Source organism: Enterobacter sp. 198, from assembly GCF_009025585.1.
GTDB lineage: Bacteria > Pseudomonadota > Gammaproteobacteria > Enterobacterales > Enterobacteriaceae > Enterobacter > Enterobacter ludwigii.
The window spans coordinates 40865-66263 of record NZ_WCIM01000016.1 but is presented as its reverse complement, the minus strand read 5'-3'; the positions used below and the strand labels follow the sequence as shown (position 1 = coordinate 66263).

22 protein-coding genes and 1 riboswitch are annotated in these 25399 nt (G+C 56.3%); of the genes, 12 read left to right on the top strand and 10 right to left on the bottom strand.

Annotation, left to right across the window (positions count from 1 at the left end; translation table 11 throughout):
* Nucleotides 1-35: 35 nt before the first annotated feature.
* Together F8561_RS08090 and plsY are read right to left on the bottom strand one after the other, a co-directional pair.
* The gene (locus F8561_RS08090) at nt 36-1502 is read right to left on the bottom strand and encodes an MFS transporter (RefSeq protein WP_020883627.1); all 1467 of its coding nucleotides are present in this window, start codon (nt 1500-1502) and stop codon (nt 36-38) included.
* A 92-nt stretch (nt 1503-1594) separates the two neighbouring features.
* Nucleotides 1595-2209 carry a glycerol-3-phosphate 1-O-acyltransferase PlsY gene (gene plsY, locus F8561_RS08085; protein WP_020883628.1) on the bottom strand — a complete coding sequence of 205 codons (615 nt, stop codon included), beginning with the start codon at nt 2207-2209 and terminating at the stop codon, nt 1595-1597.
* Between the two features lie 107 nt (nt 2210-2316).
* On the opposite strand from plsY, the gene folB reads away from it, so the two are divergent.
* Both folB and bacA read left to right on the top strand, forming a co-directional pair.
* Complete coding sequence (gene folB, locus F8561_RS08080; protein ID WP_020883629.1) at nt 2317-2685, top strand: bifunctional dihydroneopterin aldolase/7,8-dihydroneopterin epimerase; 369 nt, start codon at nt 2317-2319, stop codon at nt 2683-2685.
* A 106-nt stretch (nt 2686-2791) separates the two neighbouring features.
* Nucleotides 2792-3613, top strand: coding sequence for an undecaprenyl-diphosphate phosphatase (bacA, locus tag F8561_RS08075; protein WP_014171656.1), 822 nt, complete (start codon nt 2792-2794; stop codon nt 3611-3613).
* A 10-nt stretch (nt 3614-3623) separates the two neighbouring features.
* On the opposite strand, the gene F8561_RS08070 is transcribed toward bacA, so the two are convergent.
* Entirely contained in the window at nt 3624-4865 is a 1242-nt protein-coding gene (locus F8561_RS08070; RefSeq protein ID WP_049023325.1) for a multifunctional CCA addition/repair protein, read from the bottom strand.
* A 61-nt stretch (nt 4866-4926) separates the two neighbouring features.
* The gene (locus F8561_RS08065) at nt 4927-5547 is read right to left on the bottom strand and encodes a TIGR04211 family SH3 domain-containing protein (RefSeq protein WP_025203004.1); all 621 of its coding nucleotides are present in this window, start codon (nt 5545-5547) and stop codon (nt 4927-4929) included.
* A 229-nt stretch (nt 5548-5776) separates the two neighbouring features.
* Here F8561_RS08065 and F8561_RS08060 point away from each other — a divergent pair, with 229 nt between their 5' ends.
* From F8561_RS08060 to hldE, 3 genes are read left to right on the top strand one after another with little or no spacing between them, the layout of a single operon-like run.
* Entirely contained in the window at nt 5777-7078 is a 1302-nt protein-coding gene (locus F8561_RS08060) for an inorganic triphosphatase (RefSeq protein WP_151887321.1), read from the top strand.
* A 17-nt stretch (nt 7079-7095) separates the two neighbouring features.
* The gene (gene glnE, locus F8561_RS08055) at nt 7096-9954 is read left to right on the top strand and encodes a bifunctional [glutamate--ammonia ligase]-adenylyl-L-tyrosine phosphorylase/[glutamate--ammonia-ligase] adenylyltransferase (RefSeq protein ID WP_131494708.1); all 2859 of its coding nucleotides are present in this window, start codon (nt 7096-7098) and stop codon (nt 9952-9954) included.
* Between the two features lie 40 nt (nt 9955-9994).
* Nucleotides 9995-11425 (top strand): bifunctional D-glycero-beta-D-manno-heptose-7-phosphate kinase/D-glycero-beta-D-manno-heptose 1-phosphate adenylyltransferase HldE, encoded by a 1431-nt coding sequence (gene hldE / locus F8561_RS08050; RefSeq protein WP_020883633.1) that lies wholly within the window; start codon nt 9995-9997, stop codon nt 11423-11425.
* Between the two features lie 96 nt (nt 11426-11521).
* Here the strand turns inward: hldE and ubiK are convergent, their stop codons facing one another.
* Entirely contained in the window at nt 11522-11818 is a 297-nt protein-coding gene (ubiK, locus tag F8561_RS08045; protein ID WP_020883634.1) for a ubiquinone biosynthesis accessory factor UbiK, read from the bottom strand.
* A 117-nt stretch (nt 11819-11935) separates the two neighbouring features.
* Nucleotides 11936-12086: riboswitch (FMN riboswitch) on the top strand.
* Between the two features lie 105 nt (nt 12087-12191).
* Between ubiK and ribB the strand changes: the two genes are divergently transcribed.
* Complete coding sequence (gene ribB / locus F8561_RS08040) at nt 12192-12845, top strand: 3,4-dihydroxy-2-butanone-4-phosphate synthase (protein WP_014171649.1); 654 nt, start codon at nt 12192-12194, stop codon at nt 12843-12845.
* Between the two features lie 67 nt (nt 12846-12912).
* On the opposite strand, the gene zupT is transcribed toward ribB, so the two are convergent.
* Nucleotides 12913-13686: a zinc transporter ZupT gene (gene zupT / locus F8561_RS08035; RefSeq protein ID WP_014171648.1), complete on the bottom strand. Its 774-nt coding sequence runs from the start codon at nt 13684-13686 to the stop codon at nt 12913-12915.
* 196 nt (nt 13687-13882) lie between these two features.
* On the opposite strand from zupT, the gene ygiD reads away from it, so the two are divergent.
* Nucleotides 13883-14671 carry a 4,5-DOPA dioxygenase extradiol gene (ygiD, locus tag F8561_RS08030; protein WP_151887320.1) on the top strand — a complete coding sequence of 263 codons (789 nt, stop codon included), beginning with the start codon at nt 13883-13885 and terminating at the stop codon, nt 14669-14671.
* 69 nt (nt 14672-14740) lie between these two features.
* Here ygiD and F8561_RS08025 read toward each other — a convergent pair whose 3' ends face one another.
* The 3 genes from F8561_RS08025 to tolC all read right to left on the bottom strand — a co-directional run bounded on the left by F8561_RS08025 (nt 14741) and on the right by tolC (nt 18238).
* Nucleotides 14741-15901, bottom strand: coding sequence for a glutathionylspermidine synthase family protein (locus tag F8561_RS08025; RefSeq protein WP_014171646.1), 1161 nt, complete (start codon nt 15899-15901; stop codon nt 14741-14743).
* Nucleotides 15902-15903: 2 nt separating this feature from the next.
* A complete protein-coding gene (locus tag F8561_RS08020) occupies nt 15904-16569 on the bottom strand; it encodes a DUF1190 family protein (protein WP_138278311.1) in 666 nt (221 codons plus the stop codon).
* Between the two features lie 190 nt (nt 16570-16759).
* Nucleotides 16760-18238, bottom strand: coding sequence for an outer membrane channel protein TolC (gene tolC, locus F8561_RS08015; protein ID WP_151887319.1), 1479 nt, complete (start codon nt 18236-18238; stop codon nt 16760-16762).
* A gap of 204 nt (nt 18239-18442) precedes the next feature.
* Between tolC and nudF the strand changes: the two genes are divergently transcribed.
* Genes nudF through parE form a run of 5 tightly spaced genes read left to right on the top strand, consistent with a single transcriptional unit; the run spans nt 18443 to nt 22851 of the window.
* Nucleotides 18443-19075, top strand: a complete 633-nt coding sequence (gene nudF / locus F8561_RS08010; protein ID WP_014171643.1) for an ADP-ribose diphosphatase — start codon at nt 18443-18445, stop codon at nt 19073-19075.
* The gene (locus F8561_RS08005) at nt 19072-19494 is read left to right on the top strand and encodes a DUF1249 family protein (protein WP_014833293.1); all 423 of its coding nucleotides are present in this window, start codon (nt 19072-19074) and stop codon (nt 19492-19494) included. The genes nudF and F8561_RS08005 overlap by 4 nt, the downstream gene beginning before the upstream one ends.
* Nucleotides 19495-19521: 27 nt before the next feature.
* Nucleotides 19522-20349 (top strand): 3',5'-cyclic-AMP phosphodiesterase, encoded by an 828-nt coding sequence (cpdA, locus tag F8561_RS08000; RefSeq protein ID WP_014171641.1) that lies wholly within the window; start codon nt 19522-19524, stop codon nt 20347-20349.
* Nucleotides 20349-20930, top strand: a complete 582-nt coding sequence (gene yqiA, locus F8561_RS07995; protein ID WP_025203008.1) for an esterase YqiA — start codon at nt 20349-20351, stop codon at nt 20928-20930. The genes cpdA and yqiA overlap by 1 nt, the downstream gene beginning before the upstream one ends.
* Nucleotides 20931-20958: 28 nt before the next feature.
* Nucleotides 20959-22851: a DNA topoisomerase IV subunit B gene (parE, locus tag F8561_RS07990; RefSeq protein ID WP_020883640.1), complete on the top strand. Its 1893-nt coding sequence runs from the start codon at nt 20959-20961 to the stop codon at nt 22849-22851.
* An 83-nt stretch (nt 22852-22934) separates the two neighbouring features.
* On the opposite strand, the gene F8561_RS07985 is transcribed toward parE, so the two are convergent.
* On the bottom strand, nt 22935-25076 hold the full coding sequence (locus F8561_RS07985; RefSeq protein WP_047355865.1) for a TonB-dependent siderophore receptor: 2142 nt from the start codon (nt 25074-25076) through the stop codon (nt 22935-22937).
* Between the last annotated feature and the right edge of the window lie 323 nt (nt 25077-25399).

Below are 25399 nucleotides of genomic sequence, written 5' to 3'. Positions count from 1 at the left end.
ATAAAAAAACCGGCTCAAGGAGCCGGTTGAGAAGGTTATCGATAATCCTCTGCATCCACATCATAGCCGGACGGCTCCCAGCGGATCGCCAGCAGCGAAGCCAGCCCGATAAACGGTGCCAGAGCGATCACCCAGAACACGGCGGTATCAAGAGAGGCCACCAGCAGCGGGAACAGAAACAGCGAGAGCGTAGAACTGCTGCGCATCAGCGTCTGGTTAAGGCCCACGCCCACGCCGCGCAGAGAGGTGGGATAGCTCAGGGACGCAAACGTCATGGTATGGGCGCCGGGCCCAAATCCCTGACCGAACAGGAACAGCGCCAGCATCGCGACGGCGATAACGCCTTCCGATACGCCTTCCGGACGACCAATCAGCGCCAGTCCCAGCAGAGCAACAAGCTGACAGGCGTAGCCCGCCAGTGACATCCGCCACGCGCCGAAGCGCGGAACATAGCGCACTGCCAACAATCCGCCGACGAAGGCAAACAGCAGGTTTAGCACCAGCGAGATCAGAATAGTGGTCAGCATCGACTGCACAAAGAAGCTGGAGATAATGACCGGCAGACCAAATGCGACGGCGTTATAGGCGAAAGACGACACCACTGAGAGCAGGGTGGCGAGCGTGGTACGTCGCAGATAGACGCCACGGAACAGGTTCAGATAGTTTGCCCACTTCGCCTTGTTGACCACCGGTGCCGGTTGGTTAAGCGCATCCTGCGGCACGTGGGCGTTGATGTTATACGATTGCCGCAAGATAGCGGCCGCCTCTTTCAGGTTGCCCTGATTCGCCGCCCAGACCGGGGACTCGCTCATGTAGCGGCTACGAATGGCGATAATCACCAGCGCAGGCACCGCGCCAAATCCCAGGATTAAGCGCCACAGCCAGTCGCTGTGACTTTCTGGCAGTACGGCGTAGAAGAATAACACCAGCAGGTAAGAGATGCTGATTGCGGCATACCAGGTTGGGCACCACATTGCGACGCTGGAGGCCTTGTTTCCGGGGCCTTTGAGCCTGGCGAACTCGCTAAGAAACGCCATCGCTACCGGCAGATCGATCCCCACGCCGAGGCCCATCACAAAGCGTGCGCCCGCCAGCGCATATTCGTTGGGTGCCAGTGCACAGGCGATGGCCGCTACCACGAAGAACAGCATGTCGGCCATAAAGACGCGGTAGCGTCCGATCTTGTCCGTGAGATAGCCACCCAGCAGCGCCCCGACAATCGCACCAAAGGTAATGGCCGAGGCCACCATGCCGGTACCGGCGGGGGTGAGATTAAATTCGCGGGTGATGTCTTTGATGCCGAACGCCAGCGCACCAAGGTCGTACGCATCGAGGAAAATACCGCCCAGCGCGATACCGACTACGATGCGGGCGTTGGCCCGACCCTGAGAACCGTCGTTGACCAGACGTGAAACGTCAGAGGCGTTACGTACCCACTTGATGTCGCCATCAGGCGAATGTCCTGCCGTTGAAAGGGGAGTTGTGTCTGTAATGTCTGCCATTTTCTTTTTGTGTGGTTGTGTTGTGTCATTAACAGTTACCACAGGCAGAGGGTGACCAAAATCACATTTGGTTATAAGGCATAACTAACCCCTTACGGGGCGTCTTTTTTCTTTCTCTTGAGCTTCGACCAGATTTTGGTCTCCTGGCGACGCCACAGGCGCTGAATATTATCGTGATGACGCAGCAGGATGAGGCAGGAGAGCATCGACACCGGGAAGGTGAACTGCGGTTTGAACCACCAGACATAGAATGGCGCGATCAGCGCGCTGACGATGGCGCCCAGTGACGAGTAACCGCTCAGAAGAATGGTCAGTAGCCAGGTGCCGGCCATTACGCCGGTTAAGTCCCAGCCGATTGGGGCAATAGCACCAAAGGCGGTGGCGACGCCTTTACCGCCTTTAAAACCAAAGAATACAGGCCATATATGGCCGACACAGGCGGCGATAGCAATGAGCCCCAGCCAGAACGGCGTTACGCCCAGCGCATACGCTCCCCAGACGGGTAACATTCCTTTCAGAACATCAAAAATCAATACCGCTACGGCTGCTCCCTTGCCGCCAATTCGTAGTACATTGGTCGCCCCCGGATTCCCGGAACCACTTTCGCGCGGGTCAGGTAACCCGGCAATGCGGCAGACCAGAATGGCGCTGGAGATTGAGCCGCAAAGGTAGGCGAGGAGGATCATTCCAGGCGCGATTGCACTCATAACGCTGTTCCGTTTTGAAAATGTATCTGTATTCTCAGCATCTGTGGATAATACGCATAATTCGCCGGAAGTGGTATCCGGTTTAGCCAAAAAGCAGGCAGGTCGTGATGGATATTGTATTTATAGAGCAACTTTCGGTAATCACCACTATTGGTGTTTATGACTGGGAACAGACCATTGAGCAGAAACTCGTGTTCGATATCGAAATGGGCTGGGATAACCGCAAGTCAGCAAAAAGCGATGACGTGAATGACTGTCTGAGCTACGCCGATATCAGTGAAACGGTCGTGGGCCACGTCGAAGGGCAACGTTTTGCGCTGGTGGAGCGTGTGGCAGAAGAGGTGGCTGAGCTGCTGCTGAGCAAGTTCAACGCACCGTGGGTACGCATCAAGTTGAGCAAACCGGGTGCCGTGGCGCGTGCCGCTAACGTCGGCGTGATCATTGAGCGTGGCACAAATCTGAAAGGGAAGATTTAACGTCATAATAGCTAAACCATTTTAGGTTATACCGGTCTTAAAGCTGTATCTTTCACGGTTGTCCGCGTGGGACACCGTTTTTTTATATCTTTTTAGGGGTTTATAGATGAGCGATATGCACTCGCTGCTGGTGGCGGCAATACTGGGTGTGGTCGAAGGATTGACGGAGTTTTTGCCGGTTTCCAGTACGGGCCATATGATTATCGTTGGCCATCTGCTGGGCTTTGAAGGCGATACCGCAAAGACGTTTGAAGTTGTCATTCAGTTGGGGTCTATTCTGGCGGTCGTTGTGATGTTCTGGCGTCGTCTGTTCGGGCTTATCGGTATCCACTTTGGCCGTCTTCCTCAGCGCGAGGGTGAAAGCAAAGGTCGCCTGACGCTTATCCATATTCTGCTTGGCATGGTTCCGGCAGTGGTTCTGGGCCTGGTTTTCCACGACACCATTAAATCGCTGTTTAACCCGATTAACGTCATGTATGCGCTGGTCGTCGGCGGTTTCCTGCTGATCGCGGCAGAACTGCTGAAGCCGAAAACGCCACGCGCGGAAGGTCTGGATGACATGACCTACCGTCAGGCGTTTATCATTGGTTGTTTCCAGTGTCTGGCGCTGTGGCCGGGCTTTTCACGCTCAGGCGCGACCATCTCTGGCGGGATGCTGATGGGCGTTAGCCGCTATGCTGCGTCGGAGTTCTCGTTCCTGCTGGCGGTGCCGATGATGATGGGCGCGACCGCACTCGACGTCTATAAAAGCATTGGCTTCCTCACCACGGGTGACATTCCGATGTTCGCCGTGGGCTTTGTCACCGCCTTTATTGTGGCGCTGATCGCCATCAAAACCTTCCTGCAGTTGATTAAGCGTATCTCGTTTATTCCGTTCGCGATCTATCGCTTTATCGTGGCGGCTGCGGTTTACGTGGTCTTCTTCTGACCGACGGCCCTCAGTCTTTAGGCTGAGGGCAATGCTTTTCCTTCCAGTCCGACACCGCCTGAATTCGACGTTTCGTCAGTTCTTCCCGGATTTCCGGTCCCTTGAAGCCCGCCTCGACAACCGCTTTAGTCGGTACCGCTTTTGCCACTTCCCACGCTGCGCGTAACAGCCGTCCCTGCGGATAATCGCAGGCTTCAAAACCGGTGCGGCCACGTACGTCGGCTTCGCTGGTCAACGCGATCTGCTCGACGCGCTGGGGTTTGCGCCATGCGTCGATGTTATCAAACAGCTTAACGATGGTGGCCGGTTTGAGGATCGGGAAGGTGTGGATCAGGTCGTGAAATTCCGCCACTAGTCTGGCGAGATCGCGGATCTCGTTGGGTACCCGCAGGCGCTGGCAAAGCCCCTCGACCAGCTTCACCCCGGCAGGACCGTGGCCATGGTGGCGCGGCCACATGGCTTTTGGCGTTAATCCTTTGCCGAGATCGTGGCACAGCGTTGAAAAACGCACATCCACCTCGGGGCTGAGCATGGCAGCCATACTCAGGGTCATCAGGGTATGCACGCCGGTATCGATTTCCGGGTGCCATTTCGCCGGGGCGGGTACGCCGAACAGCGCGTCAATTTCCGGGAACAGCACTTTCAGTGCGCCACAGTCACGCAGCACCTGGAAAAAGACCTGCGGGTTGCGGGTAGTAAGGGCGTTTTCCGTCTCTTTCCAGACGCGCTCTGGCGTGAGGTGGGCCAGTTCGCCCGCCTCGGTCATGGCGGTCATCAGTGCCAGGGTCTCATCGGCAATGCGGAAGCTCAGATGCGCGTAACGCGCCGCAAAGCGCGCCACGCGCAGCACGCGGAGCGGATCTTCAGAAAACGCCGGGGAGACGTGACGCAGCAGTCGATTACGCAGATCGTCCTGACCGCCATACGCGTCAATGATCTGACCGTCTTCGTCCTGCGCCAGCGCGTTGATGGTGAGATCGCGACGCAGGAGATCTTGCTCCAGCGTGACGTCCGGTGCGGCATAGCAGGTGAAGCCGGTATAACCCGAACCGGATTTCCGTTCGGTACGCGCCAGGGCGTACTCCTCACGGCTTTGCGGGTGCAGAAACACGGGAAAATCGCGGCCTACCTGCTGGTAGCCCGCGTTAAGCATCTCTTCAGGTGTGGCTCCCACCACCACCCAGTCTTTATCTTTGACCGGCAGACCTAACAACGCATCACGTACCGCACCACCGACCAGATAACTCTTCACGCCCTGTACTCCCGTTTTCTCTTTTCGCAAGATAATACGTAAGTCTGGCAGAGAAGACGAATTAGTTCATCCAGCGGTCTTTACGCTTACGGCTTGGGATCAGGTGAGGAAGCACCAGACCCAGCACCAGGCCAACGCCCAGCACACCGCCACCGTACATAAACCACTGCATGATGATGGTACGTTGTTTGTCATCAAGTTGCAGATTGGCGGCGTTCACCTTCTTCTGCGCGACAATCAGCTCGTTTTTCAGTTTCTGATTCTCGTCTTTCAGACCGTTAATCACGCTGTCGCTCTGGGCCACTTTCTGCTGCATTTCCGCGGTGCGCTGGTTCCAGGTACCGTCGATATTGTTCAGCTTGTCGGTCAGCGTTTTCACCTGATTTTCCAGATCCGGCACGCGGGTGCGCAGGCTTGGCACCGCGCTCAGCTCTTTCAGTGGGATCCAGGACGTGCGGCCGGTACTGTCGCGAACCTGACCATAATTGGTCTCCGCGTTGGTCTGTAACAGCGTCACTTCCTCGCCGGCATTGACCGTACCCACGAGGCGATAATTATCTCCAGGGCCACTGCGTACCCAGGTGTTCAGTTCGTCAGAAACGTAACGCTTCTCTTCAGCGTGCACGGCGGTTGCGGCGCTAAAAGCGAGGAAAGTAAGTCCAATCAGGCGTAATTTAAGCATCATTAGTCGTTATTTTCATAAATAGTGGAACGATAGTAGTGGCAACAGTGTCTCTACGCAAAGCATTCGTCAGCAATCAGAATCATCTGTGTCACGACCCTAAACATTTACGCCCGTCAAATTGCTCATTGCGTGGCAATTTGGCGCAAAATACTATGTACTGACAAACAAATGGCGAGGAAGTTCGCCCTCATTGACGCGTCTGTGACGCCTGCAAAAGTACAAGGCTATGGCTCAAGAAATCGAATTAAAATTTATCGTCGAAAAAGACAGCGTTGACGCACTCCGTCAGCATCTGCAGACCCTTTCCGGCGAACACCATGAACCGGTACAACTGCTTAATATCTATTACGAAACACCAGACAACTGGCTGCGCCGCCATGATATGGGACTGCGCATCCGTGGCGCGAACGGGCGTTACGAGATGACGATGAAAATCGCTGGCCGCGTGGTCGGCGGTTTGCATCAGCGCCCGGAATACAATATCGACATCAATCAGCCAGAACTTGAGCTGGATCGTTTCCCGGCAGAAGTCTGGCCGGACGGCGTGCTGCCAGAAACCTTATCCGCCGAGGTGAAACCGCTGTTTAGTACCGATTTCTGGCGTGAAAAATGGCTGGTAACGGAAGGGAAAAGCCGCATTGAAATCGCCCTCGATCAGGGTGAGGTAAAAGCGGGTGAGCTTCAGGAGCCGATTTGCGAGCTGGAGCTCGAACTGCTGGAGGGTGAAGTCCAGGACGTACTGAAGCTGGCGCGTAAGCTGGTAAGCCAGCCGGGCCTGCGTCAGGGTAGCCTGAGCAAAGCGGCGCGGGGGTATCATCTGGCCGCCGGGAATGCGCCGCGCCTGCTGAAAGAGACGACTATTTTGCACGTGCCACCGAAAGCCAGCGTTGAGCAGGGCATGGAGGCGGCACTGGAGCTGGCGCTCTCACAGTGGCTTTATCATGAAGAGCTGTGGGTGCGTAATGTGAAAAACGCAAAAGCGCACGTGTTAGCGGCGATGAGCCTTGTGCGTCATACCCTGGCGCTGTTCGGCGGCATCGTACCTCGTAAAGCGAGCGCTCACTTACGTGACCTGCTGACCCAGACCGAAGCGCTGCTGCTCTCTGATGTATCCGCACAAACGGCGCTCTACAGCCCGCAAAACGCCGCCGCCAGGCTGGCGCTGACCGAGTTTCTGGTGACGCGTAGCTGGCGTGCCTTCCTGGATGCAAAAGTGCAGGCCAAAATTGAAGATAACTTCAAACGTTTCGCGGATATCCATCTTTCACGCCACGCGGCGGAGCTTAAAACCACCTTTGCGTATCCGCTGGGAGACCAGTATGGCGATCAGCTGATCCGCCTGTCGCGCAATATCAACAGCATGCTGCTGTTGTCGGGTGCCTATGACGGCCCTAAAGCGCAGGCCTGGCTGGAGAACTGGCAGGGGCTGAAACATGCTATCGAAACCCGTCAGCACATTGAGATTGAGCATTTCCGTAATGAAGCCATTTCGCAGGAGCCGTTCTGGCTGCACAGCGGAAAACGTTAACTCTGGCAAGGAACCCTATAATGCCGCTTTCTTCGCAGTTACAGCAGCAGTGGCAGACCGTTTGCGAACGTCTGCCTGAGTCATTACCGGCGTCATCGTTAAGCGAGCAGGCCAGGAGCGTGCTCACCTTCAGTGATTTTGTGCAGGAAAGTATCACCGCTTACCCGGACTGGCTGGAGGCGCTTGAGAGCACCCCCCCGCAGGCAGACGAGTGGCGGCATTATGCGGGCTGGTTGCAAACCGCACTTGAAGAGGTCGCGGATGAAGCGACACTGATGCGCGTCCTGCGCCAGTTCCGCCGCCGGGTGATGGTGCGTATTGCCTGGGCTCAGGCGCTGGAACTGGTCAGCGAAGAAAGTACCCTGCAGCAGCTGAGCGAGCTGGCACAGACGCTGATTGTTGCCGCACGGGACTGGCTCTATGCCGCCTGCTGTAAAGAGTGGGGCACGCCGTGCAATGAGGATGGGGTTCCTCAGCCACTCTTGATTCTGGGCATGGGCAAGCTCGGGGGCTGCGAACTGAATTTCTCCTCGGATATCGACCTGATTTTTGCCTGGCCGGAGAACGGCTCCACACGCGGGGGCCGCCGTGAACTGGACAATGCGCAGTTCTTTACCCGTCTCGGGCAACGTCTGATTAAAGCGCTGGATCAACCTACCCAGGATGGTTTTGTCTATCGCGTGGATATGCGCCTGCGCCCGTTTGGCGACAGCGGTCCGCTGGTGCTGAGCTTTGCGGCGCTGGAAGATTATTACCAGGAGCAGGGGCGCGACTGGGAGCGTTACGCGATGGTCAAAGCGCGGATCATGGGAGACAGCGACGATGCCTACGCCAACGAGCTGCGCGCCATGCTGCGCCCGTTCGTGTTCCGTCGCTATATCGACTTCAGCGTTATTCAGTCGCTGCGCAACATGAAAGGAATGATCGCCCGTGAAGTGCGTCGCCGGGGTCTGAAGGACAACATCAAGCTCGGCGCGGGCGGCATTCGCGAAATCGAATTTATCGTTCAGGTCTTCCAGCTGATCCGCGGCGGACGTGAGCCCTCACTGCAATCCCGTTCGCTGCTGCCGACGCTGTCAGCCATAGAGCAACTGCATCTGCTGCCGGAAGGCGACGCGCAGATCCTGCGTGAGGCCTATCTGTTCCTGCGACGCCTGGAAAACCTGCTGCAAAGCATCAATGACGAGCAGACCCAGACTTTGCCAGGCGATGACCTGAACCGGGCGCGGCTGGCCTGGGGGATGCACGTCGACGACTGGTCAACGTTGACCGGGCAACTGGACGCGCATATGGCCGGCGTGCGCCGTGTCTTTAACGCGCTGATTGGTGACGATGAAAGTGAATCGCAGGACGATACGCTCTCTGAACACTGGCGCGAATTGTGGCAGGACGCGCTGCAGGAAGATGACACCACGCCGGTGCTGGCGCACCTGAGCGACGACGATCGCCATCGTGTGGTGGCGTTAATTGCTGATTTCCGTCTCGAACTGAATAAACGAGCCATTGGTCCGCGCGGTCGTCAGGTGCTGGATCATCTGATGCCGCACCTGCTGAGCAACGTCTGCTCGCGTGCGGATGCGCCGGTCCCGCTGTCGCGTATGATGCCGCTGCTGAGCGGCATCATCACCCGTACGACCTATCTTGAGTTGCTGAGCGAGTTCCCGGGCGCGCTAAAGCATCTGATTACGCTTTGCGCCGCCTCACCGATGGTGGCCAACAAGCTGGCGCGGTATCCGCTGCTGCTGGATGAGCTGCTCGATCCCAATACGCTCTACCAGCCGACGGCAACGGACGCCTACCGTGACGAGCTGCGTCAGTATCTGCTGCGCGTACCGGAAGAGGACGAAGAGCAACAGCTGGAGGCGCTGCGTCAGTTTAAGCAGGCGCAAATGCTGCGCGTGGCGGCGGCAGATATCGCCGGAACGCTGCCAGTGATGAAAGTGAGCGATCACTTAACCTGGCTTGCAGAAGCGATCATTGATGCGGTGGTGCATCAGGCATGGATTCAGATGGTGGCGCGCTACGGCCAGCCGAAACACCTTGCTGACCGCGAAGGCCGCGGTTTTGCCGTTGTGGGTTACGGTAAGCTCGGCGGATGGGAACTGGGGTACAGCTCGGATCTCGATTTAATCTTCCTGCATGACTGCCCGGCAGACGTCATGACCGACGGCGAGCGTGAAATCGACGGGCGTCAGTTCTACCTGCGTCTGGCCCAGCGCATTATGCATCTGTTCAGCACCCGCACGTCATCCGGCATTTTATATGAAGTGGATGCGCGTCTGCGTCCTTCCGGCGCGGCCGGCATGCTGGTGACCTCAACGGAGTCCTTCGCTGAGTACCAGAAGAATGAAGCCTGGACGTGGGAACATCAGGCGCTGGTGCGTGCCCGCGTGGTGTACGGCGATCCATCGCTGAAAACGCAGTTTGATGCCATTCGTCGGGAGATTATGACGACCCCGCGTGACGGCAGCACGCTCCAGACCGACGTGCGTGAGATGCGCGAGAAAATGCGCGCGCACCTGGGCAATAAGCATCGCGATCGCTTTGATATTAAAGCGGATGAGGGCGGCATTACCGATATTGAATTTATTACGCAATATCTGGTGCTACGCCATGCGCACGCTAAACCGAAGCTGACCCGCTGGTCTGATAATGTGCGTATTCTGGAACTGCTGGCGCAAAACGACATTATGGATGAGCAGGAGGCGCAGGCCTTAACGCGCGCCTATACCACGCTGCGCGACGAGCTGCACCACCTGGCCTTACAGGAGCAGCCTGGCCACGTCGCGCTGGACTGTTTCGCCACTGAACGCGCGCAGGTCACCGCCAGCTGGCAGAAGTGGCTGGTGGAACCGTGCGTAACAAAACAAGTGTGATATTATCGCGCGCAAATTGTGAATCTTTCTGGAGTCAGGAATGAAAGTAACACTGCCAGAGTTTGAACGTGCTGGAGTTATGGTTGTCGGGGATGTCATGCTGGATCGCTACTGGTACGGGCCGACCAGCCGCATCTCTCCGGAAGCACCGGTACCGGTAGTTAAGGTCGACACCATTGAAGAGCGTCCTGGCGGCGCGGCAAACGTGGCGATGAACATTGCCTCTCTGGGCGCGCAGTCGCGTCTGGTTGGCTTAACCGGCATTGATGATGCGGCGCGTGCGCTGAGCAAGTCGCTGGCGGACGTGAACGTGAAGTGCGACTTCGTTTCGGTTCCGACACACCCGACGATCACCAAACTGCGCGTTCTGTCGCGTAACCAGCAGCTGATCCGCCTCGACTTCGAGGAAGGCTTTGAGGGCGTTGATCCTGAGCCGCTGCACGAGCGCATTAACCAGGCGCTGAGCACTATCGGCGCGCTGGTGCTGTCCGACTACGCCAAAGGTGCGCTGGCAAGCGTACAGCAGATGATTCAGCTCGCGCGTAAAGCCAATGTGCCCGTGCTGATCGACCCGAAAGGTACTGACTTTGAGCGCTATCGCGGCGCAACGCTGCTGACGCCAAACCTCTCTGAGTTTGAAGCGGTGGCGGGCAAATGTAAGACGGAAGAAGAGCTCGTTGAGCGCGGCATGAAGATCATTGCTGACTTCGAACTCTCTGCGCTGCTGGTGACCCGCTCCGAGCAGGGGATGACGCTGCTGCAGCCTGGCAAAGCGCCGCTGCATATGCCGACCCAGGCGCAGGAAGTGTATGACGTGACCGGTGCTGGCGACACGGTCATTGGCGTTCTGGCGGCGACGCTGGCGGCAGGGAACTCTCTGGAAGAAGCGTGCTACTTCGCTAATGCTGCGGCAGGCGTGGTCGTCGGCAAGCTGGGGACTTCCACCGTTTCGCCTATCGAACTGGAAAACGCGGTGCGTGGTCGTGCCGATACCGGTTTTGGCGTGATGAGCGAAGATGAGCTGAAAGTGGCCGTTGCCGCCGCCCGTAAACGCGGTGAAAAAGTGGTGATGACCAACGGCGTGTTCGACATCCTGCATGCCGGTCATGTCTCTTATCTGGCCAATGCGCGTAAGCTGGGCGACCGTCTGATTGTGGCGGTGAACAGCGATGCGTCGACGAAACGTCTTAAAGGTGAAACGCGTCCGGTGAACCCGCTGGAGCAGCGCATGATCGTGCTGGGTGCGCTGGAAGCGGTGGACTGGGTGGTGTCGTTTGAAGAAGATACCCCGCAGCGCCTGATTGCCGGTATTTTGCCGGATCTGCTGGTGAAAGGCGGCGATTACAAACCGGATCAAATCGCAGGCAGCGAAGAGGTCTGGGCTAATGGCGGTGAAGTGATGGTGCTCAACTTTGAGGACGGGTGCTCAACCACCAACATCATCAAGAAGATCCAGAAAGACAGCAAATAAAGTCAGCAAATAAAAAACGGGCCATCTGGCCCGTTTTTTTTCACCCTCTCTTTGCAGGAGGGGGTATCTTCGCAAACAGCCCGTTATACGCGGCTGTTATTCTGCTTCATCAACCGGTGGAATGGCCGGTGCCGGTTTTACTTCCGCTGGCGTATTGCGGTTTTCCAGCTCATTCAGACGCTGCTCCAGCAGGGCCAGCTTCTCGCGGGTACGCAGGAGAACCTGCGTCTGCACGTCAAATTCTTCGCGGCTGACTAAATCAAGGCGAACCAACTGCGCCTGCAGCGTCTGGCGGATTTTCTTCTCTACGTCATCCCCAAACTCACGAATGCCTTTTGGCATAGACTCATGAACCTGACGCGCAATTTGCTCAATTTTCTTCGGGTCAATCATTGTGGCTTCCCTTGATAAGACGGTGTTAATGAACATTGTAGCGCGTCATGCCTCAGGATAAAGGAGATTTTATGTCTGCGCATTGCCCAGGGTAATCAATCGCGTTATAGTTATCTCGCTTATTCTCAGGGCGGGGCGAAATTCCCCACCGGCGGTAAATCAGCGTAACGCTGAAAGCCCGCGAGCGCTTTGGGTCACCACTCAAAGGACAGCAGATCCGGTGTAATTCCGGGGCCGACGGTTAGAGTCCGGATGGGAGAGAGTAACGATCAAGTCGGGCCTGGCCCGCTCACGTTATCTTTTTGCCGCTTATACGGCGCTCCTAAGACTGCCCTGATTCTGGTAACCATAATGTTAATGAGGTTTTTTTACCATGAATCAGACGCTACTTTCCTCTTTTGGCACTTCTATTGAACGTGTTGAACATGCACTGGATGCACTGCGCGAAGGCCGCGGCGTGATGGTGCTTGACGATGAAAACCGTGAAAATGAAGGCGACATGATTTTCGCCGCCGAAAACATGACCGTTGAGCAGATGGCGCTGACCATCCGTCACGGTAGCGGCATCGTGTGCCTGTGTATCAACGAAGACCGTCGTAAGCAGCTCGACCTGCCCATGATGGTTGAAAACAACACCAGCGCCTTTGGAACCGGTTTTACCGTGACCATCGAAGCGGCACATGGCGTGACCACCGGCGTGTCGGCGGCTGACCGTCTGACCACCGTACGTGCCGCGATTGCCGATGATGCGAAGCCATCAGACCTGCATCGTCCAGGCCACGTCTTCCCGTTGCGTGCGCAGGCCGGCGGTGTATTGACCCGTGGCGGTCACACCGAAGCGACCATTGACCTCGTGACCCTGGCAGGCTTTAAACCTGCGGGCGTACTGTGTGAACTCACCAACGACGATGGCACCATGGCACGTGCGCCGGAGTGCATCACCTTTGCCCGTCTGCATAATATGCCCGTGGTGACGATTGAAGATCTGGTAGAGTATCGCCAGGCGCACGCGCGCAAAGCCAGCTGAAAGGGCTGATGTGAAAAAGCCGGGGAAACCCGGCTTTTTTGTTGTGAGACGTTAATGCGCTATTGTCTTAGCCGATCCCTGCCGTTTGCAGCAGCACCAGGCTCAAGCCCATCACCGACATGCCGCACAGCACGCCATAGCTCGGGTTATTATTCGGATCGATCTCTTTCGCCAGCGGCATCAGCTCATCCACGGAGAGCGCCACCATTATCCCGGCCACGGCGGCCATGATAGCGGCCATCACCACAGGCGAGACCAGGCTGCCCAGAATCAACCACGCCAGCACGCCGCCGAGAATTTCGGCCATCCCCGAGATCCCCGCCCAGAAGACCGCGGTCCGTTTCGAGCCCGTGGCGGCATAAACCGGCCCGGCCACCGCCAGTCCTTCAGGAATATTGTGCAAAGCTACCGCCAGGGCGATACCAAAGCCCATCTCCAGATTGCTGCTGGCGGTGACATAGGTTGCCACGCCTTCCGGGAAGTTGTGCAGGCTTATGCCGAGCGTTAACAGAATGGCCGTGCGCTTAATATTGCGCGGCATCGGGGTCACGCTTTTTTGCATTAAATCCTGCGGATGCGCGTGCGGCAGCATGCGGTCGAGGGCAAAGTAGCCAAGCAGGCCGAATACAAACATGCCATACCCCAGCACCGGAGACATGCCTTCGGTGCCCAGTGCGGCAGGGAGCATCTCCATCAGAGAGATGAGCAGCATGATCCCGGCAGCAAAGCCCAATGAGAAGGCCAGCACGCGGTTAGACGGCTTTTGACCAAGCACACCGAGAATGGCACCGATGAACGTTGCGGCGCCCGCCAGTATAGTCAGGATCAAGGGGACTGACATGCATTGCTCCTTATGATAATGATTATCATTAATATTAATGGTTCATTTCGGTCAAAGCGAGAGGCGAAACCCTGCTTTACACATTCCTTACATTCAAATTTCCTGATGATGATCTTCACGCTTATCAGCGTTCATCCGGGCGAGATTGCGCGTAATGTAGAACCATTAAATTGACACCTTCTGTAAGGATATCACCATGACTTCTTCCCGTATGCCAGCACTGTTTTTAGGCCACGGTAGCCCAATGAACGTTCTGGAAGACAACGTCTATACCCGAGTATGGCGTCATCTGGGCGAGACGCTACCGCGTCCGAAAGCGATTGTGGTGGTGTCTGCGCACTGGTTTACCCGGGGCACGGGCGTGACTGCAATGGAAACGCCAAAAACCATTCATGATTTCGGCGGCTTCCCGCAGGCGTTGTACGACACGCACTATCCGGCACCCGGCTCGCCAGCGCTGGCCCGACAGCTGGTGGAATTACTCGCGCCTGTGCCTGTGGCGCTGGATAACGAAGCCTGGGGCTTTGACCATGGCTCGTGGGGCGTACTGATAAAGATGTATCCCGAGGCGGACATCCCAATGGTGCAGTTGAGTATCGACAGCACTAAACCGGCGGCCTGGCACCTGGAGATGGGGCGAAAACTGGCGACCTTACGCGACGAGGGTATCATGCTGATCGCAAGCGGCAACGCGGTACACAACCTGCGTACAGCGCGCTGGCACGGTGAGAACACGCCATATCCGTGGGCGACATCTTTTAACGATTACGTGAAAGCGAATCTGACCTGGCAAGGGCCGGTTGAGGAGCATCCGCTGGTGAACTATCTGGATCACGAAGGCGGTTCACTCTCTAACCCGACGCCGGAACACTTCCTGCCGTTGCTGTATGTACTGGGCGCGTGGGATGGTCAGGAGCCGATCAGCATACCGGTCGATGGCATTGAGATGGGAAGCTTAAGTATGTTGTCGGTGCAGATTGGATAACGTATGCATGCCTTTCCCAAAGAGAAAGGGCCGGGGTGAGGGCTTCCGCTCGCACCCCGGCACACCCGATCACTCGACGAAAATGTGCGGATAGAACCGTGACAGATCCTGCGTGATCAGCGCGCGATCTTCGCGGATGCCAATCCCGGCTGGCTGATCGTTGATGAGCCAGCTGCCAATCAGGGTATAGCTGTCACCAAACTTCGGCAGTTGATAAAACGCCTGGACGATCATTCCTTCCTCGCCGTAAGGCCCTTCAACGGCTTCCAGCGTTTTGCCATTTTCAATAATCGACACGTTCGCCCCTTCACGGGAGAAGATCGGTTTAACGACGTATTTCTCCATCGGCGGGTGATCGTCTTCCGCAAAGTAAGCCGGCAGCAGATTCGGATGGTTCGGGAACATCTCCCACAGCATCGGCAGCAGGGCTTTGTTGGAGATGATGCTCTTCCACGCCGGCTCCAGCCAGCGCACGCCGGCGTCTTCCAGCTTGGTGGAGAACATTTCACGCAGCATGTATTCCCACGGGTAGAGCTTGAACAGGTTGCTTATCACCTGATCCTGCAGGTCAGTAAACTGACCTTTCTCACCCAGGCCGATATCTTCGATATAGAGGAACTCGGTCGCCACTTCAGCTTCGGCCGCGCAGTCCTGCAGATATTGCACCGTGCCACGGTCTTCTTCCGTGTCGCGGCAGCAGGCAAGGTGCAGCAGATTAAAACCATGCTGTTCGCGCAGTTCGGCGAAACGCTCAATCAGCTTTTCCTGCAGGCTGTTGAACTGGTCGCTGCCTTGCGGCAGGTTGCCGGCATTGGCCTGGTCTTCCAGCCAGATCCACTGGAAGAACGCCGCTTCATACAGCGAGGTTGGCGTATCAGCATTGTTTTCCAGAAGCTTAGGATCGCCCACGCCGTCCCACGCCAGATCCAGACGTGAGTAAAGCGAAGGCTGGTGGGTTTTCCACGACTGGCGGACGAAACTCCAGGTGTGCTTCGGAATGCGGAACTTCGCCATCAGCGCGTCGCTGTCGATGACTTTATCCACCACCTTCAGGCACATCTGGTGCAGCTCGGCGGTCACCTCTTCCAGTTTCTCAACCTGGGCAAGCGTGAGCTTGTAGTAAGCGTCTTCACACCAGTATGGCTCGCCGTACATGGTGTGGAAGTTAAAACCGTATTCGGTCGCTTTTTCGCGCCAGTCCGGGCGCTCGGTGATACTGACTCGTTCCATGATCAGCCGCCCATTGAGCGAGTGGACGTGCCTGACGCGCTACGCTGCATGCTGGTCTGTTTCGCCACAGACTCACCGAACCCGCCACGGGTAATGGTGCTGGTGGTCGCAGGTTTCGGAGCCATCGCCGTTTTCGGTACGGTTACGGAGCGGCCAGGGGTGGCTGCGCCATAGCCTTTGCCGCTGGCATCGGTATATTGACCATAAGCCGGGCTGGCCGGGTTTTTCGAGCTAAACAGCGGCTGCTGCTGGTAACCCGCACCACCACTCATCAGGCGGCCCATCATGTAACCTGCCATCAGCGGCATCCAGAAACTGCCGCTGGACTGGGCCTGTGCCTGGTTTTCAGGGGCTGTGCCTGCCTGAGCCGGTGCCTGCTGACACTGACCTTCACCGAACTCTGCCACGCAGTCTTCACGTGAAGCATATTTCGGAGCAGTACGTTCCGCCTCTTTCAGGGCGTTGGTATATGCCGTTTTACACTCTGCGGCGTTGCCGGTTGCAACAGAACAGTCGTCCGCGTTTTGATAAAGCGAAACTGTTTCATCGCTTTTCTCACAGCCTGCCAGCATAAAGACAGCCGTGACGGCCAGCGCAACAGGAGTGAGATGACGCGCGTTCCAGCTTTTGCGGAACGAAGCGTGATTGATAGATTTTGTCCGTTTCATCGTTGTCTTCCTGGACCCAGTGGTAATAACGCTCAGGATAGAGGATGAGTGGTTGAAAATGAAGCGATGATGGCCGGAATGAGGGGGATCTTTACGTTGGCTTACGTTCAGGTGTGATTTGCATACGCCCTCTCCCGAAAGGAGAGGGGTATGGCGAGGGCATCAGGCCGCAGTGGGCCCGATGACATGCTTAATTGCGGAACGGATTGTTACCGCTGCTGGCGGGTACAGTCGTACGTGCGGCAGCTGGCTGCGCGGCAGGTGCAGCACCGTTACCGTTGAAGTTATCAACGGCGGCAACCTGCTCAGGGTTCTCTGGCGCAACATTTTCCGGAGAAGTAGAGACAGGTTTACCCAGGGTGCTGTTCAGCATCTGCAGATCCTGCTCGTTCAACGTACCCAGCGCCTGTTTGATGTTCAGCTGGTTAATCAGGTACTGATAACGTGCGCTGGAGAGCTGCTGTTTCGCGTTGTACAGCGTGGTCGTTGCGTCCAGGACGTCAACGATGGTACGCGTACCCACGGAGTAACCCGCTTCCATGGCATCAAGAGAGCTCTGTGCAGACACAACGGCCTGTTTATAGGCGTTGATGCTGCTGATAGAGGCATTCACGTTGTTGAAGGACGAACGAACGGTCTGTACCACGTTGCGGTGGGCACTTTCCAGCTGTTCGCTCGCGCCAACAAAGTTGTACTGCGCCTGTTTCACCTGAGAGGTCACCTGGCCACCCTGGTACAGTGGCAGCGAGAAGTTCAGACCCACTTTGTTCTGACCCATGTTGCTGTCGTCGTACTGGGAGGTGTTCGTTTTAGAACCGCTGTAAGTGGTATCAGACACGCCGGTAGACGCGCTCAGGCTCAGGGTCGGCAGGTGGCCGTCCTGTGCCTGACGGATTTGCTCGCGGGCCAGATCCTGGCTCAGACGCGCCTGCAGTAACGTCAGGTTGCGGTTTTCCGCTTCTTTCAGCAGGGCGTTAACGGCCTGCGGTTTATCCGTTTTGAAGCTGTCGACGTTCAGCGACGCCAGCTCAGGGTAGTAATTCCCGGTAACCTGACGCAGGGATTCCAGCGCGTTATCGAGGTTGTTACGTGCGGTCACTTCGTTGGCCAGGACGCTATCGTATTGTGAACGGGCGTTCTGAACGTCAGTGATTGCCACCAGACCCACGTTGAAACGCTGGGTGGTTTGATCTAACTGGCGGTAAATCGCCTGCTTCTGCGCTTCGGTGTAGGAGAGCGAGTCAATTGCGCTCAGCACGTTGAAGTATGCGGTGGCGGTGTTCAGGATCAGCGTTTGCTGATCGGTCTGATACGTCACATCCTGGATGCCCGCGCTCTTTTCCTGCAGGGTCAGGGCGCGCCATTTGGACATATCAAACAGCGTCTGTGTTAATTGCAGTGAGGCGCTGGTAGCATTGGAGTTAACGCCATTGGCGTCGCGGAAACCATTGCTGTAGGTATAATCTGCACCTAAACCTAACTGTGGCAGCAATGGGCTACGCGCTTCGTTAATCTTTTCAAACGCAGCATCACGATCGGCCGCTGATTTACGTAAATCAGGGTTGCCCAGACGTGCCTGCTGGTAGACCTGTAACAGGTTTTCCGCCTGGCTCATTGCACTGAAGCCCGTCAGGCTCAGGCCGATAAGGATGGGGAGCAATTTCTTCATTTGCATTCCTTGTTGTGAAGCAGTATTAGCGCTGATCTAATTAAAAAATAATTGCCGATTCTAACAGAATCTTCCATACCAAAAGGTTGGCGTTACGTGCCATCTGGCGGTAATTTGCACCAATCTACCATATAGCCTTACAAACGGCAGCCAAACAGCCTTGAAATTCATAATTTCATCACCATTGCTACCAGGACTCGACTCATGCAAAAACCAGAAAACTTGCCCGTGACATTCGCGAAAAACGATGTAGAAATTATTGCACGAGAAACGCTTTATAGCGGTTTTTTTTCAATGGAACTTTACCGTTTCAGGCATCGCCTGTTTAACGGCGAAATGAGCGGTGAAATCAGACGCGAAATTTTTGAGCGCGGGCATGCGGCAGTCTTGCTACCCTTTGACCCAGTGCGTGATGAAGTCGTGCTGGTGGAGCAGATCCGTATTGCCGCGTATGACGTCAGCGCCAGCCCCTGGCTGCTGGAGATGGTGGCCGGCATGATTGAAGAGGGCGAATCGGTCGAAGATGTTGCCCGCCGCGAGGCGCTGGAAGAGGCGGGGCTGGTGGTTGGCCGGACAAAACCGGTGCTGAGCTATCTGGCAAGCCCAGGCGGCACCAGCGAGCGCTTGTCCATTATGGTGGGCGAAGTGGACGCCACGACGGCGGAAGGGATCCACGGTCTGGCAGATGAAAACGAAGATATTCGGGTTCATGTGGTGAGTCGGGAGCAGGCTTATCAGTGGGTAGAAGAGGGGAAAATCGACAACGCAGCGTCTGTCATCGCTCTGCAATGGCTGCAACTGCATTATCAGACTTTACGAAACGAGTGGAAAAAATGAAGCGTTATACACCTGACTTCCCAGAAATGATGCGCCTGTGCGAAACCAATTTCGCACAATTGCGCCGCCTGCTGCCGAAAAACGACGCACCCGGCGAAACGGTGAGCTATCAGGTGAGCAACGCGCAGTATCGATTAACGATAACAGAATCAACGCGCTACACTACGCTTGTCGAAATTGAACAAACGGCGCCCAGCATTAGCTACTGGAGCCTGCCGTCGATGACGGTGCGCCTTTACCATGACGCGATGGTCGCTGAAGTGTGTTCAAGCCAGCAGATCTTTCGCTTCAAAGCGCGGTATGATTATCCGAATAAAAAGTTGCATCAACGCGACGAAAAGCATCAAATTAACCAGTTTTTAGCCGACTGGCTAAGATATTGTTTAGCACATGGAGCAATGGCGATTCCGGTTTGTTAGCGTCATAAACCTACCTAAGGACACCATTTGGAAAGCCTGTTGAACCTGACTGTTGCTGGTGGGGCACCAGTCAGGATATTACAAATCACCGATACCCACCTTTTTGCCGAAAAGCATGAAACTCTGCTTGGGGTGAATACCTGGGAGAGCTATCAGGCGGTACTTAGCGCCATTCACGCTGAAAATCGCCCATGCGATCTGATTGTCGCGACGGGCGATCTGGCGCAGGACCAATCCTCCGCGGCCTACCAGCATTTCGCTGAAGGCATCGCGAGTTTTAGCGTGCCTTGCGTCTGGCTACCGGGAAACCACGATTTCCAGCCTGCCATGTACAGCTCGCTGCAGGATGCGGGGATCTCTCCGGCAAAATGTGTTTTTGTGGGTGACCACTGGCAGATCCTGCTGCTGGACAGCCAGGTCTTTGGCGTCCCACACGGTGAGTTAAGCGACTTTCAACTCGACTGGCTTGAGACCAAACTGTCTGCCGAACCTGAACGTCATACGCTGCTGTTGCTGCATCATCATCCTTTGCCGGCGGGCTGTAGCTGGCTTGATCAACACAGCCTGCGCAACTCTGCCGCGCTGGACAGAGTGCTGGCGAAATTCCCGCGGGTGCAGAATCTCCTGTGCGGACACATTCATCAGGAACAGGATCTCGACTGGAATGGCCGCCGACTGCTGGCCACGCCCTCGACCTGCGTTCAGTTCAAGCCGCATTGCGCAAACTTTACCCTGGACACCATCGCACCGGGCTGGCGCTGGCTCGAACTGCATCCCGATGGCCTGCTCACCACGGAAGTCTGCCGTTTAACCGGCGCAAAATTCCGCCCGGACACCGCTTCAGAAGGCTATTGATGTCTACGCTCCTCTATCTGCACGGATTCAACAGTTCGCCACGTTCTGCGAAAGCGACGCAGTTTCGCCAGTGGCTGAGCGAACATCACCCGCACGTTGAGATGATTATCCCTCAACTGCCGCCTTACCCGGCGGAAGCCGCAGAAATGCTGGAATCGGTAGTGATGGAACACGGCGGCGAATCGTTCGGCGTGGTCGGTTCTTCGCTGGGCGGATATTACGCCACCTGGCTCTCGCAATGTTTTATGCTGCCTGCGGTGGTGGTTAACCCGGCGGTTCGGCCATTTGAGCTGCTGCGGGACTTTCTCGGGCAAAACGAGAACCCCTACACCGGCCAACAATATGTGCTAGAGTCACGCCATATTTACGATCTCAAAGTTATGCAGGTAGACCCGCTTGAAGCGCCCGATCTTATCTGGTTGCTGCAACAGACGGGTGATGAAGTGCTGGATTACCGCCAGGCAGTGGCGTATTACGCATCCTGCCGCCAGACTATAGAAGAAGGCGGAAACCATGCTTTCACGGGCTTTGAGAATCATTTCACCCAGATTGTCGATTTTCTTGGACTGCACAGCCACTGACAATCAATGCGAACTGCTAGTTTAAATCATGACGCAAACCTATAACGCTGATGCCATTGAGGTACTCACCGGGCTTGAGCCGGTTCGCCGCCGCCCTGGGATGTACACCGATACGACACGCCCAAACCATCTGGGCCAGGAAGTTATTGATAACAGTGTGGATGAAGCGCTGGCTGGCCATGCCAAACGCGTTGACGTCATCCTCCATGCCGATCAGTCGCTGGAAGTCATCGACGACGGACGCGGCATGCCGGTGGATATCCACCCGGAAGAGGGTGTGCCAGCCGTTGAGCTGATCCTCTGTCGCCTTCATGCGGGCGGTAAGTTCTCCAACAAAAACTACCAGTTCTCGGGTGGTTTGCACGGCGTGGGGATCTCCGTGGTTAACGCCCTGTCCAGACGCGTGGAAGTCAACGTCCGCCGCGACGGTCAGGTGTATAACATCGCCTTTGAAAACGGCGAGAAGGTGCAGGATCTGCAGGTCGTCGGCACGTGCGGCAAGCGCAATACCGGAACCAGCGTCCACTTCTGGCCTGACGAAAGCTTCTTCGACAGTCCTCGTTTCTCTGTTTCACGCCTGACGCACCTGCTGAAAGCCAAAGCGGTACTGTGCCCTGGCGTGGAAATTACCTTTAAAGATAACGTCAACAACACCGAACAGACCTGGCGCTATGAAGACGGTCTGAACGACTATCTGTGCGAAGCCGTTAACGGCCTGCCAACCCTGCCGGAAAAACCGTTTGTCGGTAATTTCACCGGTGATACGGAAGCGGTGGACTGGGCGCTGTTGTGGCTGCCGGAAGGCGGCGAGCTGCTGACCGAAAGCTACGTCAACCTGATCCCGACCATGCTTGGCGGTACGCACGTCAACGGTCTGCGTCAGGGGTTGCTGGATGCAATGCGCGAGTTCTGCGAATACCGCAACATTCTGCCCCGCGGCGTGAAGCTGTCGGCGGAAGATATCTGGGATCGCTGCGCCTACGTCCTGTCGGTGAAGATGCAGGATCCGCAGTTCGCCGGTCAGACCAAAGAACGTTTGTCCTCACGTCAGTGTGCGGCGTTCGTCTCCGGCGTGGTCAAAGATGCTTTCACCCTGTGGCTGAACCAGAACGTGCAGGCCGCCGAGATGCTGGCAGAAATGGCCATTTCCAGCGCCCAGCGTCGTCTGCGTGCCGCCAAGAAGGTGGTGCGTAAAAAACTGACCAGTGGCCCGGCGCTTCCGGGCAAGCTGGCGGACTGTACCGCGCAGGATCTGAACCGCACCGAGCTGTTCCTCGTGGAAGGGGACTCGGCAGGGGGCTCTGCCAAGCAGGCGCGCGATCGTGAATATCAGGCGATCATGCCGCTCAAGGGTAAGATCCTGAACACCTGGGAAGTGTCGTCGGATGAAGTGCTGGCCTCGCAGGAAGTGCATGATATCTCCGTTGCGATCGGCATCGATCCGGACAGCGACGATCTGAGCCAGCTGCGCTACGGTAAGATCTGTATCCTCGCGGATGCGGACTCCGATGGTCTGCACATCGCTACGCTTCTGTGCGCGCTGTTTGTGAAGCACTTCAGGACGCTGGTGAAAAACGGTCACGTCCACGTGGCGCTGCCGCCGCTCTACCGTATCGACCTCGGCAAAGAGGTCTACTACGCGCTGACGGAAGAGGAAAAAGCGGGCGTACTGGAACAGCTCAAGCGTAAGAAGGGCAAACCGAACGTGCAGCGCTTTAAAGGGCTGGGCGAGATGAACCCGATGCAGTTGCGCGAAACCACGCTGGATCCAAACACCCGCCGCCTGGTGCAATTGACCATCAGCGACGAAGACGAACAGCAAACCAACGCCATGATGGATATGCTGCTTGCTAAGAAGCGTTCGGAAGACCGACGCAACTGGCTGCAGGAAAAAGGCGATATGGCGGATATTGAGGCCTGATGCCCTCTCTTTACTCCTCTCCCACCGGGAGAGGGGATGGAACGAAGGCCCGGTAGGCGCTAGCGCCACCGGGCTTTTTTACATCAAAATTCCATCTTCACCGTAAACTGCACTTCACGTGGATCGCCTGGCTGGTTGCCGAGGTTATTGGTCGCAATCGACGAGGTGTAGTAGGTCTTATCAAACAGGTTCTTCACGTTGACCTGCAGCGTCACCGGATACTGTAGCTTCATTTTATAGGCCGCAAAGGCATCAGCAACAACGTACCCTGGCAAGTAATAATCCGCACCGTTGGTCGCGGAGCGACGGCTCACGCCGTGTCCACCGCCGCCGATTGTCAGGGTATTCCCGCCGATGACGTTGTGAATATCGTACGTCAGGAACAGCGAACCGGTATGGCGCGGCACGTTTGGCAGCGGTTTGCCGGCGTAATCCGGGTCTTCCAGCACTTTCGCATCGGTGTAGCCATAGCTGGCAATAATATTGGTGTTCTCGGTCAGAGAGCCAGCCAGATCCACTTCCACGCCCTGCGAGCGCACGCGGCCAGCGGTTTTAGCAATGTTTTCACCCGCCACGCTTTCGGTGTACAGCACGTTGCGCTTGTGGATATCAAACAGCGCGATGTTGGCGGTAATACCGTTGAACAGGTCAAATTTAGCGCCGACTTCGTAGGCATTGGACGTTTCTGGCGGCAGGTCGCCAATGTAGCTCGCGATGGACGATTGCGGCATAAACGTCTGGGCGTAGTTCGCAAACAGCGAGACGGATGGCGTGAGCTTGTAGACCAGCCCCAGCTTTGGCGTCCACTGCTCGTCGCGGCTGTCGGTATTGACGTTGAACGGCCGGCCCTTGCCCGCGTACTGGGTGTAATACTGATAACGCAGCCCCGCGACGGCAATCCATTTATCCGTCAGGTACAGGGCGTCCTGAGCATAAGCGGAGTAACTCTCCTGCTTGAGCGTCTGATCGCTGTCCGCGGCGGAAACGGTCGTACACTTGCTTAGATTGCCGTAAGACGGATGGTAAATATTGAAATCTTTTACATTCTTACAGCGAATCATATCCGTGCGCAGCAGGTCGTAATTCTCATACGACACGCCGGTCAGGATCTCATTGTAAAAGCCCGCGATATCCACGTTCCCCTGCAGGTCTGCACGGGTGGAATGCATGCGCTGCGTTGATCCTTGCGTCGCATCGACACGACGGGTCAGGTTGCCGGTTTTCGCGTCATAGGCCATCACCCGCGCCTGGTTATCGCTGTATTTATCCTGGCTGTAGCTGTAATCGAACTTCGCCGTCCACTGGCTGTTAAGGCGGTATTCCGCGTTGAGTTGCGCCAGATCGGACTGGCCATCGGTAATGTTGAACGGCTCGTCAAACCGGGTTTTACGGTCAACATTCACCGGCTGTTTGGTCGTGAGATCGAAGATCGTGCCGCGATCGAACGGCGTCTTATAATCACGATGTGAATAGAGCACGGTCACGGTGGCGTCATCACCAAACCAGGTCAGCGAGGGCGCGATAAAGGTGCTGCGCGCCTTGCCGAAACTTCGCCAGTAATCTTCGTCCTGGTACTCGCCCGTCAGGCGGTAAGCCAGGCGCGTTCCTTCAATGGGACCCGTGACATCGAGCTGGCCGGTACCGCCGCCAAAACTTGAGGAGGTGCCCGAGATCGAACCGCCAAACTGTTTTTCCGGACGTCGGGTGACCACATTGATAAGCCCTCCCGGATCGAGGATGCCGTACAGCGTTGAGGCCGGTCCCTTGAGGACTTCCACACGCTCGGTGGCCGCGTTAAAGCTGCGCGGCAGCACGGTGCGCAGGCCGTTGGTCATGATTGAGCCGTCGCGGTTCGCGCCAAATCCACGGCGTACAAACGCATCCTGCGTGCCGCCCAGCGTGTTGGTCTGCACCACGTTACTGACGTTATAGAGGGCTTCATCCAGCGTGGTAGCATGCTGATCTTCCAGCACTTTATCGCTGACAGTATTTACCACCTGCGGGATATCCAGCATCGGCATGTTGGTCAGCGTGGCGGTGGAGGTGTTCAGCGGCTGATAGCCGTTGGTGGCATCGGCCACGGCATTAGGATCGGCGGTGACGGTAAGCGTTTCGCCGTCCTGAGCCGCGGTGTTGTCTGCTGCCTGCACCAGCGGCGCCATAAACAGCAGTGAAAAGAGCGCGCGCCCTTTTACCCCAGAGAGTGAAGGAGTGAACGTAGCCATTACATCTATTTTCCCGAAATATCCCGCGAATGAAGCGTCACGGAAGAATGTGTGAGTCATTGCCCTTTACGGTCTGCTCGTTAGCCATCTCTGGCATCGAACATGTAATTGAGAATCATTCAATCATGCGCTGATGTAGTAGTAAATGGAAAAAAGCAAAAATCGACTACAGCAGTACGTCCCCTCTGATGCTTAGCGAGGTAAGTAATTAACCTGTTGAAAATAAATTAATTAATGCGTTTAGCGGTTTTCCCGTTTCTGCACGATAACCCTGGGGTTTTAAGGGTGTTTCTTCTCTTGACTACTACATGGCGCAGCGGCAA

Bases quoted from the DNA above. Each gene is read 5' to 3' on its own strand.
- F8561_RS08090 (WP_020883627.1), bottom strand. From the start codon at position 1,502: ATGGCAGACATTACAGACACAACTCCCCTTTCAACGGCAGGACATTCG.
- plsY (WP_020883628.1), bottom strand. From the start codon at position 2,209: ATGAGTGCAATCGCGCCTGGAATGATCCTCCTCGCCTACCTTTGCGGC.
- folB (WP_020883629.1), top strand. From the start codon at position 2,317: ATGGATATTGTATTTATAGAGCAACTTTCGGTAATCACCACTATTGGT.
- bacA (WP_014171656.1), top strand. From the start codon at position 2,792: ATGAGCGATATGCACTCGCTGCTGGTGGCGGCAATACTGGGTGTGGTC.
- F8561_RS08065 (WP_025203004.1), bottom strand. From the start codon at position 5,547: ATGCTTAAATTACGCCTGATTGGACTTACTTTCCTCGCTTTTAGCGCC.
- F8561_RS08060 (WP_151887321.1), top strand. From the start codon at position 5,777: ATGGCTCAAGAAATCGAATTAAAATTTATCGTCGAAAAAGACAGCGTT.
- hldE (WP_020883633.1), top strand. From the start codon at position 9,995: ATGAAAGTAACACTGCCAGAGTTTGAACGTGCTGGAGTTATGGTTGTC.
- ubiK (WP_020883634.1), bottom strand. From the start codon at position 11,818: ATGATTGACCCGAAGAAAATTGAGCAAATTGCGCGTCAGGTTCATGAG.
- ribB (WP_014171649.1), top strand. From the start codon at position 12,192: ATGAATCAGACGCTACTTTCCTCTTTTGGCACTTCTATTGAACGTGTT.
- zupT (WP_014171648.1), bottom strand. From the start codon at position 13,686: ATGTCAGTCCCCTTGATCCTGACTATACTGGCGGGCGCCGCAACGTTC.
- ygiD (WP_151887320.1), top strand. From the start codon at position 13,883: ATGACTTCTTCCCGTATGCCAGCACTGTTTTTAGGCCACGGTAGCCCA.
- F8561_RS08025 (WP_014171646.1), bottom strand. From the start codon at position 15,901: ATGGAACGAGTCAGTATCACCGAGCGCCCGGACTGGCGCGAAAAAGCG.
- F8561_RS08020 (WP_138278311.1), bottom strand. From the start codon at position 16,569: ATGAAACGGACAAAATCTATCAATCACGCTTCGTTCCGCAAAAGCTGG.
- tolC (WP_151887319.1), bottom strand. From the start codon at position 18,238: ATGAAGAAATTGCTCCCCATCCTTATCGGCCTGAGCCTGACGGGCTTC.
- nudF (WP_014171643.1), top strand. From the start codon at position 18,443: ATGCAAAAACCAGAAAACTTGCCCGTGACATTCGCGAAAAACGATGTA.
- F8561_RS08005 (WP_014833293.1), top strand. From the start codon at position 19,072: ATGAAGCGTTATACACCTGACTTCCCAGAAATGATGCGCCTGTGCGAA.
- yqiA (WP_025203008.1), top strand. From the start codon at position 20,349: ATGTCTACGCTCCTCTATCTGCACGGATTCAACAGTTCGCCACGTTCT.
- parE (WP_020883640.1), top strand. From the start codon at position 20,959: ATGACGCAAACCTATAACGCTGATGCCATTGAGGTACTCACCGGGCTT.
- F8561_RS07985 (WP_047355865.1), bottom strand. From the start codon at position 25,076: ATGGCTACGTTCACTCCTTCACTCTCTGGGGTAAAAGGGCGCGCGCTC.